Annotated in this window: 19 protein-coding genes and 3 pseudogenes; 10 read left to right on the top strand and 12 right to left on the bottom strand. The window is 65.9% G+C overall.

Annotation, left to right across the window (positions count from 1 at the left end):
• Together AB0L97_RS37250 and AB0L97_RS37245 are read left to right on the top strand one after the other, a co-directional pair.
• A pseudogene (locus AB0L97_RS37250) lies at positions 1–318 on the top strand (hypothetical protein); the annotation flags it as partial.
• 752 nt (positions 319–1,070) lie between these two features.
• Positions 1,071–1,394: a hypothetical protein gene (locus AB0L97_RS37245; protein WP_364439411.1), complete on the top strand. Its 324-nt coding sequence runs from the start codon at positions 1,071–1,073 to the stop codon at positions 1,392–1,394.
• Positions 1,395–1,484: 90 nt separating this feature from the next.
• Here the strand turns inward: AB0L97_RS37245 and AB0L97_RS37240 are convergent, their stop codons facing one another.
• Positions 1,485–1,682 carry a hypothetical protein gene (locus tag AB0L97_RS37240; RefSeq protein ID WP_364439408.1) on the bottom strand — a complete coding sequence of 66 codons (198 nt, stop codon included), beginning with the start codon at positions 1,680–1,682 and terminating at the stop codon, positions 1,485–1,487.
• Between the two features lie 227 nt (positions 1,683–1,909).
• Entirely contained in the window at positions 1,910–3,145 is a 1,236-nt protein-coding gene (locus tag AB0L97_RS37235; protein ID WP_364439405.1) for an IS4 family transposase, read from the bottom strand.
• Between the two features lie 173 nt (positions 3,146–3,318).
• Between AB0L97_RS37235 and AB0L97_RS37230 the strand changes: the two are divergent.
• The 6 genes and pseudogenes from AB0L97_RS37230 to AB0L97_RS37205 all read left to right on the top strand — a co-directional run bounded on the left by AB0L97_RS37230 (position 3,319) and on the right by AB0L97_RS37205 (position 6,747).
• A pseudogene (locus AB0L97_RS37230) lies at positions 3,319–4,701 on the top strand (IS1380 family transposase).
• 149 nt (positions 4,702–4,850) lie between these two features.
• A complete protein-coding gene (locus AB0L97_RS37225; protein WP_364439417.1) occupies positions 4,851–5,474 on the top strand; it encodes a methylenetetrahydrofolate reductase in 624 nt (207 codons plus the stop codon).
• Between the two features lie 71 nt (positions 5,475–5,545).
• A complete protein-coding gene (locus tag AB0L97_RS37220; protein ID WP_364439402.1) occupies positions 5,546–5,890 on the top strand; it encodes a tetrahydrofolate dehydrogenase/cyclohydrolase catalytic domain-containing protein in 345 nt (114 codons plus the stop codon).
• A pseudogene (locus AB0L97_RS37215) lies at positions 5,848–6,099 on the top strand (formyltransferase family protein); the annotation flags it as partial. The gene AB0L97_RS37220 and the pseudogene AB0L97_RS37215, both read left to right, overlap by 43 nt.
• 52 nt (positions 6,100–6,151) lie before the next feature.
• The gene (locus AB0L97_RS37210) at positions 6,152–6,538 is read left to right on the top strand and encodes a Mur ligase family protein (protein WP_364439414.1); all 387 of its coding nucleotides are present in this window, start codon (positions 6,152–6,154) and stop codon (positions 6,536–6,538) included.
• On the top strand, positions 6,481–6,747 hold the full coding sequence (locus AB0L97_RS37205; protein WP_364439420.1) for a hypothetical protein: 267 nt from the start codon (positions 6,481–6,483) through the stop codon (positions 6,745–6,747). The genes AB0L97_RS37210 and AB0L97_RS37205 overlap by 58 nt, the downstream gene beginning before the upstream one ends.
• On the opposite strand, the gene AB0L97_RS37200 is transcribed toward AB0L97_RS37205, so the two are convergent.
• The 7 genes from AB0L97_RS37200 to AB0L97_RS37170 all read right to left on the bottom strand — a co-directional run bounded on the left by AB0L97_RS37200 (position 6,669) and on the right by AB0L97_RS37170 (position 11,849).
• A complete protein-coding gene (locus AB0L97_RS37200; protein WP_364439399.1) occupies positions 6,669–7,013 on the bottom strand; it encodes a transposase in 345 nt (114 codons plus the stop codon). The genes AB0L97_RS37205 and AB0L97_RS37200 overlap by 79 nt on opposite strands.
• Positions 6,979–7,650 carry a transposase gene (locus AB0L97_RS37195; RefSeq protein ID WP_364439396.1) on the bottom strand — a complete coding sequence of 224 codons (672 nt, stop codon included), beginning with the start codon at positions 7,648–7,650 and terminating at the stop codon, positions 6,979–6,981. The genes AB0L97_RS37200 and AB0L97_RS37195 overlap by 35 nt, the downstream gene beginning before the upstream one ends.
• Positions 7,651–8,037: 387 nt before the next feature.
• Positions 8,038–8,661, bottom strand: a complete 624-nt coding sequence (locus AB0L97_RS37190; RefSeq protein WP_364439393.1) for a PadR family transcriptional regulator — start codon at positions 8,659–8,661, stop codon at positions 8,038–8,040.
• A 130-nt stretch (positions 8,662–8,791) separates the two neighbouring features.
• Entirely contained in the window at positions 8,792–8,971 is a 180-nt protein-coding gene (locus tag AB0L97_RS37185; protein ID WP_364439390.1) for a hypothetical protein, read from the bottom strand.
• 344 nt (positions 8,972–9,315) lie between these two features.
• Positions 9,316–10,278 carry a PDR/VanB family oxidoreductase gene (locus AB0L97_RS37180; protein ID WP_364439387.1) on the bottom strand — a complete coding sequence of 321 codons (963 nt, stop codon included), beginning with the start codon at positions 10,276–10,278 and terminating at the stop codon, positions 9,316–9,318.
• Entirely contained in the window at positions 10,275–10,667 is a 393-nt protein-coding gene (locus tag AB0L97_RS37175; RefSeq protein ID WP_364439384.1) for a hypothetical protein, read from the bottom strand. The genes AB0L97_RS37180 and AB0L97_RS37175 overlap by 4 nt, the downstream gene beginning before the upstream one ends.
• A gap of 96 nt (positions 10,668–10,763) precedes the next feature.
• The gene (locus tag AB0L97_RS37170; RefSeq protein WP_364439381.1) at positions 10,764–11,849 is read right to left on the bottom strand and encodes a Rieske 2Fe-2S domain-containing protein; all 1,086 of its coding nucleotides are present in this window, start codon (positions 11,847–11,849) and stop codon (positions 10,764–10,766) included.
• Positions 11,850–12,800: 951 nt separating this feature from the next.
• On the opposite strand from AB0L97_RS37170, the gene AB0L97_RS37165 reads away from it, so the two are divergent.
• Together AB0L97_RS37165 and AB0L97_RS37160 are read left to right on the top strand one after the other, a co-directional pair.
• Positions 12,801–13,298, top strand: coding sequence for a cytochrome P450 (locus AB0L97_RS37165; protein WP_364439378.1), 498 nt, complete (start codon positions 12,801–12,803; stop codon positions 13,296–13,298).
• A gap of 32 nt (positions 13,299–13,330) precedes the next feature.
• A complete protein-coding gene (locus AB0L97_RS37160; protein WP_364439375.1) occupies positions 13,331–13,672 on the top strand; it encodes a hypothetical protein in 342 nt (113 codons plus the stop codon).
• Here the strand turns inward: AB0L97_RS37160 and AB0L97_RS37155 are convergent.
• The 3 genes from AB0L97_RS37155 to AB0L97_RS37145 form a co-directional block, all read right to left on the bottom strand.
• Positions 13,660–14,925 (bottom strand): multidrug effflux MFS transporter, encoded by a 1,266-nt coding sequence (locus AB0L97_RS37155; RefSeq protein WP_364439372.1) that lies wholly within the window; start codon positions 14,923–14,925, stop codon positions 13,660–13,662. The genes AB0L97_RS37160 and AB0L97_RS37155 overlap by 13 nt on opposite strands.
• Complete coding sequence (locus AB0L97_RS37150) at positions 14,919–15,221, bottom strand: hypothetical protein (RefSeq protein WP_364439369.1); 303 nt, start codon at positions 15,219–15,221, stop codon at positions 14,919–14,921. The genes AB0L97_RS37155 and AB0L97_RS37150 overlap by 7 nt, the downstream gene beginning before the upstream one ends.
• Positions 15,218–16,343: aldehyde dehydrogenase family protein (locus AB0L97_RS37145; RefSeq protein ID WP_364439366.1), on the bottom strand; the 1,126-nt coding region annotated here is incomplete at its 5' end. The genes AB0L97_RS37150 and AB0L97_RS37145, both read right to left, overlap by 4 nt.

The following is a 16,343-nucleotide window of genomic DNA, read 5'->3' as shown; positions in this document are numbered from 1 at the left end:
CCTCGGACACAACGATCTCAACAGCAGAAGGCCCACGATGCGACACAGAAACAGGCTAACAACTTAGAGGATGCATTTCAGGCGCGACACACTAGCTCGATGAGGACAACAACGATACTGCCGGCGAATCAGTCGGTCACCGGTCATCATCAGTATGGCCACCTGCAATACCGAATCACGATGAACATCGGCGAATTACTCGACAACAGACGGAATCTAGCATTCAGCACCGGCCCAGCTCACGCTCGACCTTACGGACTTCTGCTCGCGCAGGAAGTCATCGACCAACTCTTGAACACCTTTCCGGAGCTGGTGTAGAGGCACTCGTATGGCGCCTGACCCATTCCACCGAGCACTGGAAACGTTGCCGGCCGTGGCTCGATGCGCCAGCGAGCACCGGCCAATTTTTGCGCAGGACTAGACCGGCGAATACACCAGCGGCGCGCAGCAGGTTGTGCGCGATCGCCACGCACAATCACCCACCGTAGGAGTCGGGCGGATATATGTCGAGGAATAGCGAAATCGGCCTCTATTCAGACATCGCCGCTGGCCCGAACGCCAATCGGTAGGTAGCCGCATACGTAGACAGGTACACGCGAGGGTGAATGACCGATGTGGACCCGGTACCTATCCGATGAGGATGGCTGTCGTGCATCAAGCACACCTGCGGTGACAACACGTCACCCCGGACCGCCCTCGACAACGGCGTCGGTAGGCCGACAAGGGAGTCGGCCGCGCAGGCGGACCCGGCAAACGTCACCAACCAGAAGACTCATTCTGATGTGCACTAAACCGTTCAGCAGGTTCGGCTCGGTCGCCGCAGGCGACGGCCGCAACATCCAAGCCACCTCACCAGCACTGCGGGATGCCGGGCCGGAGTCACGCTGCACGAGCCAATCGGGTCGCCAGGGCAACCAATGCCCCGAGGGCCGTTTTACTTGGGTTTCCTCTCACCTCGCCACGGATGACGCCATCCCCCTTTCGCGGGCGAAGCCGAGGCGGGCATATTTCATCCGGCCGGGCGCAGACGGTATCTTCGGTGGTCGGCCGATACGGAACTGGTTCCTACGATGACTGCACTGCTACCTCTTGCCTACGGATACCTGCGTGATGACCTGATCACCGAACGCGACCGCGATGCGGTCGAAGACATGTTGCGGACCGCGGCCGCATCGCTGGGCTGTGAGCTGGCCGCGGTGTTTCATGAACCGTCACCGCAGAGCGGGCTGCTTCCCCCGGCGTTCGTCGATCTGATGCAGGAATGCCGCCGCGCCGCGGCGCACGCGGTGATCACCTTGCAGGGGCACCTGTCGAACATGTCGATGTGTCGGATGGTTCTGCAGGAGGTCCTGCACGTACGCGCCGCGGCTGTCGTCCACGAAATCGGATACTGAACAGGGGCGCGGGCTTGTGATCCACGAAACAGCGGCCTGAAAACCGAAAGGAAGTATTCCGCGTATGGCTCGGTGTAGCCCGGGTCATCGCTAGGTTCCTTGCCGAGGTCGGTGTTGTGGCTGCGGGCTGATACTCGGGTGTTCGGCGGCGTACAGCTCCTGCGTCAACGCGACCACGGCGAGGTCGAGGGCTCGTTCGGCGCGCTCACGCGCCATCGCGACGAGCCCGCTGGCTTGGTTCAGCAGCCCGCGGCGGCTATGCCGGTCGTCGGTGACGCTGGCGAGCACTTCGTTCTTAAGCTCAATACCGTTTACTTATGGTGAAGGTGATGAGCTGCTGCTCCGAATGGCCAGTGTGCGGTGTATGCGGGGCGCGTTGCGGTGGTGTGGGGTGTTTGACGTGGAAGACGGACATTTTGCGTTTGACGACGCGTTGGTTGGTGCGGGCTCTTCGCGGTGGGAGCGGTTCGTGCAGGATCTCGGCGGTGACGCATCGGTCGGCGTCGCTGCGGGTATCAGGGGGAAAAGCCCGGGTGGCTCGCAGTGGTGCGGCGAGCGGCCCGGAGCGTGCGGGTGAACGACAGCCGGTCGGGGTCATGGCCGGAAGTTGTTGCGGCCGAGTACATCAGCGTTCGGATGGCGTAGTGCACGCAGAGGTGCCCATAGACCTCCTGGATCACTCCGTCGGGGATTTTCGATCGCAGCACGGCCCCGGGCCCCTTCTGGTGGGTCTTCAATTCATCGAAGGCTGTCTCGATCTCCCAGCGCTGCGAGTACAGCGCTGCCAGCTCGTCGGCGGGCGCGGCGTCGGGGTCTGTGATGGTAGTGAGCAGACGGTAGGTCGTTGATTCGGTGCCGGACACGGGGGCGCCGTCGGGGCCGGTGGCTTCGAGGGTGTACTCGACCACGCGCACGGCGATCGCGTCGGTGTGGTTACGGCGCGCTTTGGTTCCCGGATATACGTGAGAAGCGAAAGACCCGTCCGCATAACGTTTTTCAACAGGCAGGACAGCGTTGGACTTCATACGCCACAACAGGTCCGCACCGGTGGTCCGGCACAGATCCCACAGGCGATAGCTGAAGAAGCCCCTGTCGGCCAACAGCAGCATCCCCGGCCGCAACGACCGCAGCACCGACTCGGCCAGGCTCTGCTCGCCCTGGGGATAGGTTCCCAGCGCGGCATCGACGATCGCATGCGACCCACACTCGGCCAAACCCAGCACCCGCACCTGCGGAAACGCCCCGCCCCGGCCCCCGCCCCGCGAGGACGGCGGACGACCGAAATGCTCGACGTTGGCGGCGGTATCCGGCACATCCAGGGTCAACCCATCGATGCTCATCAAACACCAGGACCGATAGAAACCGCCCGGAACCTGCGGATCAGCCAATCCGACCGCCACCTTTTCGAACAGCACGCGCAGCGGCTCGGCACCCAGCCGCTTACGCGCCTGGAACAACGCCGCCTTCGTCGGAATCGACCACCGATGCGACCACCCCGACGCCCACTCCAGCCCCGCCACCAGTTTGCGCATGACCTCCTCATACGAACACGACGCGAACAACGCCAGGGCGAGCACGTAGTAGACCACCACACGCGCCGGCAACAGCCGATTACGACGCTCGACCCGACCACACCCCACCAGCACCCCATCGATCACCTCGGGCGGAAACACCCTGGTCAGAACACCCAACGAGATGTGATCGGACAATCGCTGATCACTGTCCGGCTTCACCCAACCCGCACGCGCCACACGGATACGATAACAATCTCCCAGAACCTAAGTAAACGGTATTGCGACGAGCCCAGAAATTTCGTCCGGCTGACGAATCAGCGGTGTGCCGGTGACGAAGAATGGTGCTCTGACCTGTGATAATTCCGCTTGCGAAGGCTGGAATCCACACAGAGTTCAGGAGCACCATTCAGGTGTCGGAGCATAGTTCCCCTTACCCACGTCTGTCCGCAGATGGCACCGCAACCGGTGTCGTGTCGCAGGCCGGACTCACCCTGCTGCTACGCACCGCCGAGAAGACCGGGCTGGTAGAAGGACTGTCGAAAGCGTTGGCGCCGTGGCTGAAAGCCCTCGCGTTCCACGACCCCGGCAAGATCATCGGCGACCTCGCTGTCGCGGTCGGCGCAGGTGGCGACCACCTGAGCGATATCGCGGTCCTGCGCGCCGAACCCGGCGTGTTCGGCCACGTCGCCTCCGACCCAACCGTATCCAGAACCATCACCACGCTCGCCGCCCACGCACCGAAAGTGTTGTCCACGTTACGATCCGCCCGCCACCAAGCCCGCGCGAAAGCATGGCGCGCCGCCGGTGCCCATGCGCCGGACCATGCGATCACCGCGGCGAACCCGCTGATCATCGACCTCGATGCGACCATCGTCCTCGCGCACTCGGACAAGGAGAAAGCGACTGCGACGTGGAAGAAGACCTTCGGATATCACCCGCTCGGCGCGTGGGCAGACCACGGCCGAGAAGGCACCGGTGAACCCCTCGCCATCGAACTGCGCGAAGGCAGAGCCGGCTCCAACACCGCCACAGACCACAAGAAAATTCTGATCGAAGCGTTGAAACAGCTCCCGTTCGACCCTGGTTTCCACGTCGGGCGCAAGGTCTTGGTCCGCGCCGATTCCGGTGGTGGCACCCACTAATTCCTCGATTACCTCACCCGCCGCCACCTGCAGTACTCCGTCGGGTTCACGCTCACCGAAACCACCGCCGCCGCAGTCGATTCCATCCCCGCCTCGGCATGGACACCCGCCTACGACAGCGACTCCGACGTCCGAGACGGCGCCTGGGTCGCCGAGTTGACCGGCCTGATCGACCTGACCGGCTGGCCACCCGGCATGCGTGTCATCGTCCGAAGGGAAAAGCCGCACCCCGGCGCCCAGTTGCGGTTCACCGACCGCGACGGCCTCCGGTTGACCGCGTTCGCCACCAACACCACCACCGGGCAGTTACCGGTGCTGGAGTTACGGCAGCGGCGCCGCGCCCGATGCGAGGACCGCATCCGATCGATGAAGGACACCGGCCTGCGCGGCCTCCCACTGCAAGGCTTCGACCAGAACCGGATCTGGATCGAAATCGCCTGCCTGGCTACCGAACTGATCACCTGGATGCAGATGCTCGCCTTCGACACCACCCCGGCACGACGCTGGGCACCGAAAACGCTACGGCTGCGGCTGTTCTCCGCCGCGGCCCGCATCGCCCGCCACACCCGACAAGTCCACCTACGGTTCAGCAGGCACTGGCCCTGGACCGAGCTACTGATGACCGCCACAACACGGCTACAAGCCACCTGACCAGCGCGAACCCCATCCCATCGACCAGAAAGGCGATCAGTCCGGGCCAGTGGAACCCGGCAGCCAGCCCGCTGACCGGGCCATCCCGTCACACGATTTCACCGCCGGAACGGCCGTAAACCGGCAAATCGGAACCCGGTCAGGCCAACCTGCCAGCCAGAAGAAATTTCTGGGTTAGCGAGGTCGTCGACAAGCTGGGCACGGCCGGCGTGACAGACGTCTTCGTCATTGCTGGCGATGCGGCACAGCCGGTCGGCGAGTTCTACGATGCGCTCGCGCTGCTGGAGGCCCTGCAGGAAATCGGTCATCCCTTCACGGGTGTGGGCATCGGGGGATACCCCGAGGGGCATGGTTCGATCCGTGACGAGCTGGTCGAGAAGGCTCTTGTAGACAAGTCGGAACATGCCACACAGGTCATTACCCAGCTGTGCTTCGACGCCGACACGACCGTCGACTGGGCCAGGAAAATGCGGTCCGACGGGTTGGACCTGCCCATCAGAGTTGGCATCCCGGGTGCGATCAGTCGGCAGAAGTTGATCCGGGTGTCGGCAGGTCTCGGTCTCGGGCAGTCTGCGCGCTTTCTGAAGAAGCAACAGAACATGTTCTGGCGTTTCTTCCTTCCCGGCGGATACAGCCCCAACAAGCTGGTCGATCGTCTTACTCCTGAATTCGCTGCGGCGGAATCCGCCCTGTCCGGGTTCCACATTTTTACGTTCAATGAACTTGAAAATACCGAGACGTGGCGCCAGGAATGGCTGCGGCGGCTGACCTGACCATTCCGACGGCATCGCTCACCACGAAGGAGCAGAACCGATGAGGGCACAGATCATGAGCATGCGCCCGTGTGCTCAAGACCGAATTGACCGCGGACGTGACGCGGTTGCGCGAAGACGAAGTCGGCATCAGGCTCGCTTCCGTCATGGCCGGAACGGACTTCAGCTCGGTCGCGTACGAGCAGAGAATTCAGCGCCTTTCCGAGAAGATGGGGGTGCCGTATTTTCCATGCCGACTCCCCGAGTCGGCTGACGAGACGCAGATGCTCGACGTCATCCACAAGCTCAACGACGATGCACGCATATCTGGGATTCTCGTGTTTCGTCCCCTTCCGGCCCGGATCGATGAGTCGACAATATTCTGCGCGATCGTTCCATGCCGTATCATCAGGCGCACGCCCGAGGTGTCAAGTTGATCGGCGCCACCGCGCACTACGTGACAGCGGACCTGGACGAGGGCCCGATCATCGAGCAGGAAATGGTCCGGGTCGACCACTCGCTGAGCCCAGAGCAGCTCGCAGCCAGTGGGCGAGAAGCCGAGTGCCGGGCGCTTGCCCGCGCAGTGAGGTGGCATACCGAGAATCGAATTATCCTTAACGGCACCAGAACTGTCGTTTTTCAATGACATACTCGAACGCTCTGGCTGCGCGCGAGCCAGTCGAAGAATCACCGACTTGATGCAATCATTCGACACGATGGCCGCGTTCGAGCGCCTTCTGCTCGACCCGCTGGCCAGCCATACCGATGGCCCCTTCACTGAGCCGGATTGCCGCTCTGACCAGCGCCCTGGGCGACCCCCACCCGCTGTCCCGGCAGTTCATGTGACCGGTACGAACGGCAAGACCACCACGGCCCGCATGATCGACGACATCCTGCGAGCCCACGACCTACGCGTCGGGCGGTTCACCAGCCCGCACCTCGAGACGGTCCGCAAGCGAATCGTCATCGACGGCAAGGCTTGGCGCCGGACCAGTTCGTCCGACTGTTCCGACGGGTCAGGCCGGCCTTGGAAGAACTCGACATGGACTCGCCTGGACGGACGTCCTTCTTCGAAGTTGTCATAGCACTGGGTTACGCGGCGTTCGCCTACGCCGATGTGGATGTATCGGTGGTCGAGGTCGGTATGGGCGGTCGGTGGGATGCGACCAATGTGGCAGATGCGTGCGTATCGGTCATTACTCCCGTGTCCCTCGATCACACCGAGTACCTCGGCCCAGACGAGATCGCCATCGTGGGCTGGTGGAACCGCATCCGGACGATCACGGTGTGGTAGATCGCAGCGTTGAGCTGACGGTGGCCGCCGTGGTTGATGCGGTATCTGCCTCCGGTCATACCGGCGCCGGTGGGGACAGGGCTGATGCCGGTGAGCTTGGCCAGGGCAGCTTCGTATTTGATTCGCTCGGGGTTATCACCGACCACGACGAGGATCTCCGCTGGGTGTCCACGCCGATTCCGAGGGGGCGAGCAGTTGCGGCACGACGGACGAGATCGCCGATCATTTTCGTCAGCTCTTTTGCCTCGGAATCGAGGTACTGCCATCTTTCGGCGAGAGCACGCAGGGATGACGCAGTGCGTCTTCAGGACCGTTCAGGTCCCGGGGCCGCAGACCGGCCAGGTGACGGGCAAGCGCGATTTGCGTCTTGCCGGTGGTCTCCCGCCGAAGAGCGTCGGGGCGTGGACGAGCATCGCCTTCATCGTCACCATGGCCGCTGCGCGCTGCTCGACGGCTTGGTCGTGGGCGATCTCGAGCTGGCGGATCATCTCGGATTCTCCGTCGGCGCTTTTCGGAGGTGGTGGTGGCGAATCCGGCCAGGACTGCGCGGGCGGCGTTCTCGGCGTCGAGGGTGTCGGACTTGCCATTCAGTCGCCGCGGCCGCCGTTCCGGGCGGCCGGCCTCGACGACCTTGTGCCTGTGCGGCGTAGGAACGAGGCGGGGGTGGCGCCGGGAGCCGGGGCCTTCGACCCCGAACGCCAAGATCCGGCCGTACGAGCCCGCCCAGTCGAGCATTTGCTGAAACCCGCCGGTATCGGTAGGGATCGTCAGCGTGGCCAGGATTCCGCCGATGGTGTCCAGCACCGCGACGACGTGCATGTGCTTGTGCGTGTCGACTCCGACGACCACATGCCCGGACCTGGGTTGTTCACCGTGTTCCTTCCAACCGGTAGCGTGGTTCACGCTGTCGCCGGTTGGGCGGACAGGACTGTCACGGGGACGCTTTGACGAGTTGGCTCCAGGCTCCTGACTTGTCACGCCCGCCCGGCGGCAGCGCTTGCTGCCTGCCCGGCCGGACGGTCGACAGATCAACGCCAGGACACCCGCAGGGTCAGTCGTAAGCAAGAGTCAGACCGCCGCGGCCAGGACTACCCGATCCTTGCGGGATCCGGCACCAAGAGACTGACAGTCATAGGCATCCCCACCGAACCTATGGAGGCCGAGAGCCCTTGCAGAGCAAGGGATTCGGTGAACTTCAGGGAGGTGTATTGGCGTTCCGCCGTCGCTCTTGGGGGGGCCGGGGCCGATGGCGGGCCACCATCGACCGCCCCCGACGACGTCCTGTTGTGATCAAGCCCCAGGGTTGCGAGCAACGGCCTCGGCAACCGCTTCACTGTCGGAGCGGTTACGTGCCAGACGATCGAGCAGATCCAGGCCCTCCTTCGCCCACTCGGCTTCGGTCTGGGCCTTGCGGACCAGACCGGAATAGGCAAACGCCTTGAATTCGATTACCGCTTCCTGCTGATCGGTGGGCACGTGAGCGAGTCGGTCGCGTAACAGGGGGACCATGCGCGCCCGGATCAGGTCGTGCTGCTGCTGGTAGAGAATCTGCGCCGCCTGGAAGAATTCAAGGTGGGCGGTGAGTTGCGCCCGCGCTCTCTCCGGGTCTGCCCACTCCATGTATGAGGCCTTGAGCCGGTAGGGATCTCGCTCCCGACGAGGCTCCTCGACCTGATTCATCATCGAGCGCAGGGCGTCAATTCCGGTTTCGGTGATGCTGTACTGACGCTTGGTGCCCTTTTGGCCGCGCGGCATGTCCTGACCCGCAACCAACCCAGACTCTTCCAATTTGCGCAGCTCGGGGTAAATCTGAGTGTGCGGTGCCGTCCAAAGGAAGCCAACTGACGAGTCGAACTGCCGCATAAGATCGAATCCCGTCATTGGCCGCGCAGTGAGCAGTGCCAGGACTGCCATGCGCAGAGACACTCGGGCCGCCTCCTGTCTGTTGACTGTATGTCAATACACTAAGGTTAACGTTACAGCATGCGTCTGATTGCGCCAGACCAGCGCCATGTGGTCACAAATTGTTGCGCCGTCATCGGGGTCATGATGCCTCCAAAAGGGTACCGATGGTCTCGTCGGCAGGCAGGCCTGCTCGCAGGCGAGCTGCGGTGACGGTGTTGCGTAGCAGCCATACGTCGGTGACCGGCCCGACCCCGCCGGGAACTGGAGTGATCGCCCGAACTCTGGGCGCGACGGAGTCGTAGTCGACGTCGCCGACCATGTGCACCTCGCCGTTGATACCCCACCGGGTTGATGCTGACGCCAGGCCTGATGCTGTCGAGATCGTTGAAGGTGAAGACGTGAAAAGCCGGCCAGCCCGGTGCCCCTCTGAACTGGACCGACCATTACAACAGTGATTATCCCAGTTCGAAGGGCACTTTCTCATTCACAGCACACGACAGGGCGCACACCCGTCGGCGGATCGAGGTTTTAGTCGGCTCTACGCGCAATCCGCACCCGGGTCCGCCCTGAGCCGGCGGCCCCCAACCAGACCCAGAGAGCCGGCTACCAGTGAGCGCGGTCCCTGCCTACCTGCTCGATCTGATGCGCTCTGCGCACAGCTGGTCAGAGATCGAGGACCAAACGAGGACCGACCGCCCGCGACACGCACACGAACATCGTGTCGTGGGCGGCGCGCTCGGCCGGCGTCAAGATCGAGTCGCGGTGATCCACCTCGCCCTCGAGCACGCGCACCTCGCAGGTGCCGCAGGTGCCCTCCTGGCAGGACGACAAGACGGGCACTCCTGCCTCGCAGGCGACCTCCAAGACCGACTTGTCTGGTGGCACGCTCAGGGTCAATCCGGTGACCGCGAGGTCCACCTCGAAGCTCTCGGCCAACATGTCGTCGCCTGGCTCGGGCGCGCGGAACCGCTCGACGTGCAACGAGCCCTCGGGCCAACCTCGACAGTGCTTGTCGACCGCGTCGAGCAGTGGCTCCGGTCCGCAGGCGTAGATCAAGGTCCCATGCCTCGGTGACCCGAGGATCGTGGCTAGGTCGATGAGACCAACCTCGTCCTGTGGGTAGAGGACGGCAGCCAGGTCCGGGTGCTCGGCGAGTTCGGCGGCAAACGCCATCGAGCTGCGGCTCCTGCCGCCGTAGTGCAGCTCGCACTCCGCCCCGGCGGCACGCGCCCGATACAGCATCGGGAGGATCGGTGTGATGCCGATGCCACCGGCGATGAAGACGTAGCTCTCGGCGGGCTCCAACGGAAATCGGTTCCGCGGCCCCCGGGCCTCGATCAGCGACCCAATCCTCAGCTCGTCATGCACTCGGGCGGACCCGCCACGTCCCGGGTTCTCTCGCAGCACCGCCACACGGAACGATTTGCGGTCGTCGGGGTCACCGCATAGGGAGTACTGGCGCACCAGGCCCGGGCCGAGGACGAGGTCGATATGTGCCCCAGGCTCCCACTCGGGCAACGAGCGTCCCGCCGCATCCTCGAGCGTCAGGACGACGACACCCGGAACCCGGTTGTCGCGGGTAACCACCCGCAGCTGCGGACTCTCTTCTCCAGTCCTGCCGTTCATAGATCCTTCCGCCTGTCCGCGGGCGCGGCGATCCGCCGCACCGCCTGCGATCGGGGCCGGTCCTGTAGTTCAGGTCCGGCATCCGGTGGCTCATCCGAGATCGAGAGGATGATCCGCACCGGGCCGGCCGGCCCACGGGCGATGACCTGGTCGCCGCTGCTCGAGATCGCGCTGCTGTCGGCGACCTCCCAGATGTCGCGGACGACGTCGGTGTTGCGGTAGAGGCGCCCGCGGAGCAATGTCGCGTCGGACCCCAACCACGCCACCGGGACCGGCACGTCAACCCCGTCGAGCTCGGTGTCCACGATCATTGTCGCCACTTGTCCTGCGGTGGGTCGCTGCAGCCAGCCCGTGTCGTCGGCCTCCGCACGGTCGTAGCCGTCACGCATCAGTGCTCTCCTCGTCTGCTGTGTTGCTGGGGGAAAAAAAGAAGGACCGGACGGCCGTCGTCCGGCAGCCAGCCGAGCCGGCCGGGAGGTCGGGGGTCAGCCCTCCGACTCCTCCTTGGCCAGTCGCTGGAGCACCCGACGGAACTTCACGCCGTGCACGTCACTGGGGATGCTGTTTTCGGTGACGACTCCGCGTCGACGGTCGGTGGCGACATAGCGGTTCTGGATCGTGAGCGCCTCGACGTCCTGGTGGAAGATGTGCTGTGCCTGCGCCACCCGTTCGTCGTACTGGAAGACGACCGGAGCGTCGATCTCGATCCCCCAGAACTGGTGCGTGGTCATCTCGTCCTGGGGCGTGATCGCGTGCAGCACACGCATCCGGCCAGGCACTGCGGGCGTCCCGTCGTGCTGAAGGAACTTCTGGTCGGCCCGATGGAACGAGGGACCGAGGGACCACACGGTCTCGACGCGACGGATGATCGCCGACGGGTCGGTCCCCGCCCACATGGCTGCCGGCCCGTGTTCGCAGGTGAGGTCTTTGCCGTGACCGACGGCGCGGGGGTCGTCCGTCTTCAACGCAGTCGGCGGAGTCGTCGCGTATGTCACGTCGGCGACCTGCGGCCCGTGCAGGTAGTGCAGGTGCGTGAGGTCGAGGAGGTTCTCGTGCACCAGCAGGTAGTTGCACTCGTTGAAGGTATAGCCGTGCGCCCCATCCCAGGTCTCCCCGGGCTGGTCCTCGGGGAACGGGAGGAGGTCGAGATCGGCGGTGTCCGCATCCCCCATCCATGCCCAAAGCCAGGGTCCCCGTTCGGCGGCGTCGTACTTGCGGACCCCGAAGCGGATGTCGCCCGACACTCCGGGCGCGAAGATGCACGCACCGCTCTTGTCGTAGGTGAAGCCGTGGTAGCCACAGCGGATGGTGTCGCCCTCCAGGTGGCTGGCGGCGAGGCTGTACCGCCTATGGGCGCACCGATCGTCGAGAACGACCGGCGTGCCGTCCTCGGCGCGGAAGATCACCATGGGCTCACCGAGCACCGTGATCTGTCGGAGCTCCCGTCCTACCTCGGCCCGCTCCGCGATCACGTACCAGGCGTTCTTGACCAGTGGCCCGAGACCGGAGTTCGAGCTCACCTGTGACGTCGTGGCAGGCCGCCTGGTCGATCCCTGGAGTGTGTGCGTCATCGTGGAACGCCTTCCTGTGCTGATGTTGAGCCGGTTCGGAAGGGCTGCGCCCTTCGCCTCTGGACGTTAGGGAGTGATGGCACTCACAGGAACCCCGATCGTGGAATGCCTGCCATCGCGGATCCCGCCTGCAGCGGGATCGCGTTTCGGCGGAACCTGGCCACCGCGCGCGTCGGCCCTCGCCGTCCTGCGCACATTCCCATCATCGAGCACTGCAGGAGGACCTCAGATGTCTGTCTCCGACCTACGTCCCCCGCCCCTGGGCGACAGGGCCCGTCCTCGGACGTGGATCTCTTCGCCGACACGGTGCGGGCGGACCCCTACCCCGTCTACGCCGCCCTACGCGCGGCCGGGCCTGTCGTGTGGCTCGAGCGTCACGGGGCCTGGGCTGTCACCCGCCACCAGCAGGTCCGCGAGGCACTGAGCGATCACCAGACGTTCTCGTCAGCTCCGAACCCCGGTCTGGAGCCGCATCGCCCCGGCATGCCCCATGGGCGGAGTGCTGGGCAACGACCCGCCGGACCACACCCGGCTGCGCAATGTCTTGTCCGACCAGCTCTCGCCTCGGGCGCTGAGGGCGCTCACCGGCGACATCCAGGACCAGGTAGCGCGGTTCCTCACTCCTCTGGTCGTGCGCGGGGACATCGACGTCGTTGCCGACCTCGCGCGGCCCTTCCCGCTCGCAGTGGTCGCCGACCTGATCGGCCTGCCCCCCGGAGGGCCGCGAGATGCTGCTGCCTTTCGCGGACACCGCGTTCAACGCGTTCGGACCGACCAACGACCGGCTCATGGCCGTCACAACGCGGATCCCGGAGCTCCTACAGTACATCGCCGTTGCGATGAGCCGCGACAGCCTCGCGCCGGGCTCGTGGGGGTGCTGCGGTCTACGACGCCGTCGACGCCGGGACCATCGACGCAGATGAGGCCTTCCAACTCCTGTCCAGCTATCTGGTGGCCGGGACGGACACCACGATCCATGGCATCGGCAGCGCGGTATGGCTGCTCGCGAGCAACCCGGAGGCGTGGGCGGCCCTGCGCGACGGCCCGGGCCTCGCCAGGCCAGCCTGGGAGGAGGCCCTCCGCTTGGAGTCACCCGTCTCCTTCTTCGCTCGTGGCGTCACCCGTGACACGGAGTTCGGCGGGGTGTCTCTGGAGAAGGGCGACCGGGTGGTGATGCTCTTCGGCTCGGCCAACCGCGACGAAAGCCACTACCCCAGGGCGGACCGGTTCGAGATCGACCGCGCTCCGACGGACCACGTCGCGTTCGGCTACGGCGTGCACGGGTGCGCTGGCCAGGGACTCGCCCGCATCGAGGGCGTCGCGATCCTCACCACCTTGGCTCGTCGGGTCGAGCGGATCGAGATCGCCGGTCCGCCGACGCGACACCTGAACAACACCGTCTACGGGCTTGAGAGCCTCCCGGTCCGGCTGCACCCGGCAGGTAGCTGAGCTTCCGAGATCTGGCCGCCCGCGCCCGCACCGTGCTCGACGGGCACTACGCCGACGAATTGTCCTACCTGCGTGGCGAATTCGAACGGCGTCGCGGTGACGGGCGAGCCACCTCGGACCTGTCCGATATCGCCCGCGCCGCGACGTACGGCTCGGTGCAGACCCTCATGGTGGATATCGACACTCCGGTCCCGGGAACCGTCGCCGAGGACGGCGCGGTCACCTTCGGGGCCACCGGCGAGGTCGATGCGCCGGGTGTCCTCGACGAAATCTCCCGCCGCACACTGCTTTCCGACGGCCGGGTGGTGGCGGTGCGCGCCGCGGACCTGCCCGACGGCGCACCTGCGGCGGCCATCCTGCGCTACGTTCCCTGACCGGGCTCCCGGGCCGCCGCGCGGTTGCCGTAGGTGACCAGCCCGGCGCGGGCGACCACCGCGAGCACGGCGACGGTCACGGTCACCACGCCCATCGGGACGGCGCTGTGCCCGCCCAGGCCGACCAGCGGGGCCACGATCGCGCCCAGGACGAATTGCGTGCAGCCGACCAGCGCCGAGGCGCTGCCGGACACGTCACCGAAGCGTTCCAGGGCCAGGGCGGCCGCGTTGGGCATCGTCAGGCCGATCGAGGACACCATCACGAACAGCGGAATCTCGATTGCCACGGGACCGCCGTGCGCGAGCGCCACGATCAGCACCGCGATCGAGCCCACGCACACCCCGGCCAAGCCCAGATCCAGGACGCGCCGGGGCGACCAGCGTCGCAGCAGACGCACGTTCAGGGCATTGGCCAGCACGATTCCGATGCCGTTGGCGGCGAAGACGAGGCCGAAAACCTGCGGACTGAGTGCGAACAAGGTCTGGAAGACGAACGAGGACGCGGAGATATAGGCGAACATCGCCGCGAACGACAACGCTCCGGCCAGGGCGAATCCGGCGAATTCGGGGACGATCGCCACCCGGCGCAGGGCGGCGAACGTCGCGGTCAGCTCGCCGCGGTGCCGGGCGTGCGGCGGCAACGTCTCGGGCACTCCCACGATCGCGATGATCACGAAGACCAGCCCCAGCCCCGCCAGCACCCAGAACAGCCCGCGCCAATCGATCACCCGCAGCAGTTGCGCGCCCGCGACCGGCGCGACGACCGGCGCCGCGCCGCTGACCCCGAGCAGAATCGAGAATGCCCGCGCCCCACGGGTTCCGGACCAGCTGTCCCGGACGATCGCGAACGAGATGACGATCCCGGCGGCACCGGCCAACCCCTGCAACAGCCGCGCCGCGTCCAGCAGCGCGACCGTCGGCGCGACGGCGCACAGCGCCGAGGCCACTGTGAACACCACCATCCCGGCGATCATCGGACGTCGCCGGCCCCAGCGGTCGCTGAGCGGGCCGGCCAGTAGCTGTCCCAGCGCGAGTCCGATCAGGCACGTCGTCAACGACAACTGGATTCCGGCCTGACTCGCGTGCAACGCGGTCGCCGCCTGCGGCAGACTCGGCAGGTACAGATCGGTGGTGATCGGCCCGAACGCCGACAACGCGCCCAGCACCACGATCAGCCGCGTGCTCCCGCGCGGCGAATCCGCCGCATCGGCGACCTTTACCGACCCGCTATCACCCTCGACCCTCCTCAGCAATGGCCCCAGCCCCGTCCGGCCACAGCGCGGTGTCGCAGAGCAGCGACCACACTCCGGCGCGCGTGGTTGGCGTCGATGTCGGGATCAGGACCATCCGCCAAGGGGCCACCGCCGTTTGTCGGGAGCACGAGCTGCTGGGCACCGTCGGAGGCAATCCGCAGGACCCCGCCCCGAAGGTCGGCGGCCCACAGGTCATCCCCCGGCTCGTGCAGTACACACTCGGGACGACGAAGACCGGCGCCGGTCAGGGTGATTTCGGCCGGGTCGACCTGCCATCCGCGCAGCGGGTTGGTCATGGGGTTACCTCGTGCATCCAGTAGGTCCGGACATTCGTGAACTCGCGGATCCCTTCCTCCGACAGTTCCCGGCCGTAGCCGCTGCTGCCCGTTCCACCGAATGGGAGCCGGGGGTCGGAGGCCACCACCGCGTTGACGAACAGGGCGCCGGAGGTGATGCGGGTGCCGATCGCGAGGGCATGGTGAGGATCGCTGGACCACACGCTCGCAGCGAGGCCGTACCGGGTGTCGTTCGCCAACCGGACGGCCTCGTCGTCGTCAGCTGCTCGCACGACGGCGGCCACCGGGCCGAATACCTCCTCACGGAAGACCGGCATGTCTGGCGTGACGTCGCAGAGCACGGTCGGCTCGAAGAAGGCTCCGACGCCGGCCCGACGCTTCCCTCCGGTAAGGACGGTCGCACCCGCCGCGACCGAGAGGTCGACCTGGCGCGCGATGGCGTCCACCTGAGACTCACGTGCCAGCGGCCCGATGTCCACCGCCGGGTCGAATGGGTCGCCGACGCTCAACGCTCCCGCCGCATCGGCGAAGCGGCGGGTGAAGTCGTCTGCGACGTCCTCGACCACGATGAACCGCTTCGCCGAGAGGCAGGATTGCCCACCGTTCAGGAAGCGTCCGCGCACTGCCATCTCGACGGTACGCTCGACATCGGCGTCCGCGAGCACCACGAAGGGGTCCGACCCGCCGAGCTCGAGGACCGACTTCTTGAGCGCGCGGGCGGCCACCGCCGCGACGGCCGAGCCGGCTCGTTCGCTGCCGGTCAGCGACACCGCCGCTACACGCGGGTCCTCGATGAGCGAGGCCGTCACCTCAGCGACCAGCGCCTCGTCGACCAGAACGGTCGCCAGCAGGGAAAGCGGGGAGCCGGTCGCGCTCGCTGCGGCGCGAACTACCTCCTGGATGGCCAGCGCGCTGCCGGTGACCGACGGCGCGTGCTTGAGCACCGTCGCGTTGCCGGCAGCCAGTGCTGGAGCGGCGTAGCGCACGACCTGCCAGAGCGGGTAGTTCCACGGCATCACCCCGAGGACCACCCCGAGTGGCTCGTGCGTCACCCATGTGCGAGCTCCCGCCACCTCGACTTCCCGATCAGCCAGGAAGCGGGTGGCGTTCTCGGCGTAGAAG

This window comes from Nocardia sp. NPDC051911 (genome assembly GCF_040681035.1).
In the GTDB taxonomy this organism is placed as follows: Bacteria; Actinomycetota; Actinomycetes; order Mycobacteriales; family Mycobacteriaceae; genus Nocardia; species Nocardia sichangensis.
The sequence above is the reverse complement of the archived record's forward strand: the minus strand, read 5'-3'. Positions and strand labels throughout refer to the sequence as shown.

Excerpts from the sequence above, each read along its gene's own strand:
- AB0L97_RS37245 (WP_364439411.1), top strand. The coding sequence starts at position 1,071 with ATGACTGCACTGCTACCTCTTGCCTACGGATACCTGCGTGATGACCTG.
- AB0L97_RS37210 (WP_364439414.1), top strand. The coding sequence starts at position 6,152 with ATGCAATCATTCGACACGATGGCCGCGTTCGAGCGCCTTCTGCTCGAC.
- AB0L97_RS37200 (WP_364439399.1), bottom strand. The coding sequence starts at position 7,013 with ATGGCAGTACCTCGATTCCGAGGCAAAAGAGCTGACGAAAATGATCGG.
- AB0L97_RS37190 (WP_364439393.1), bottom strand. The coding sequence starts at position 8,661 with ATGGCAGTCCTGGCACTGCTCACTGCGCGGCCAATGACGGGATTCGAT.
- AB0L97_RS37185 (WP_364439390.1), bottom strand. The coding sequence starts at position 8,971 with ATGGTCGGCGACGTCGACTACGACTCCGTCGCGCCCAGAGTTCGGGCG.
- AB0L97_RS37180 (WP_364439387.1), bottom strand. The coding sequence starts at position 10,278 with ATGAACGGCAGGACTGGAGAAGAGAGTCCGCAGCTGCGGGTGGTTACC.
- AB0L97_RS37175 (WP_364439384.1), bottom strand. The coding sequence starts at position 10,667 with ATGCGTGACGGCTACGACCGTGCGGAGGCCGACGACACGGGCTGGCTG.
- AB0L97_RS37170 (WP_364439381.1), bottom strand. The coding sequence starts at position 11,849 with ATGACGCACACACTCCAGGGATCGACCAGGCGGCCTGCCACGACGTCA.
- AB0L97_RS37150 (WP_364439369.1), bottom strand. The coding sequence starts at position 15,221 with ATGACCAACCCGCTGCGCGGATGGCAGGTCGACCCGGCCGAAATCACC.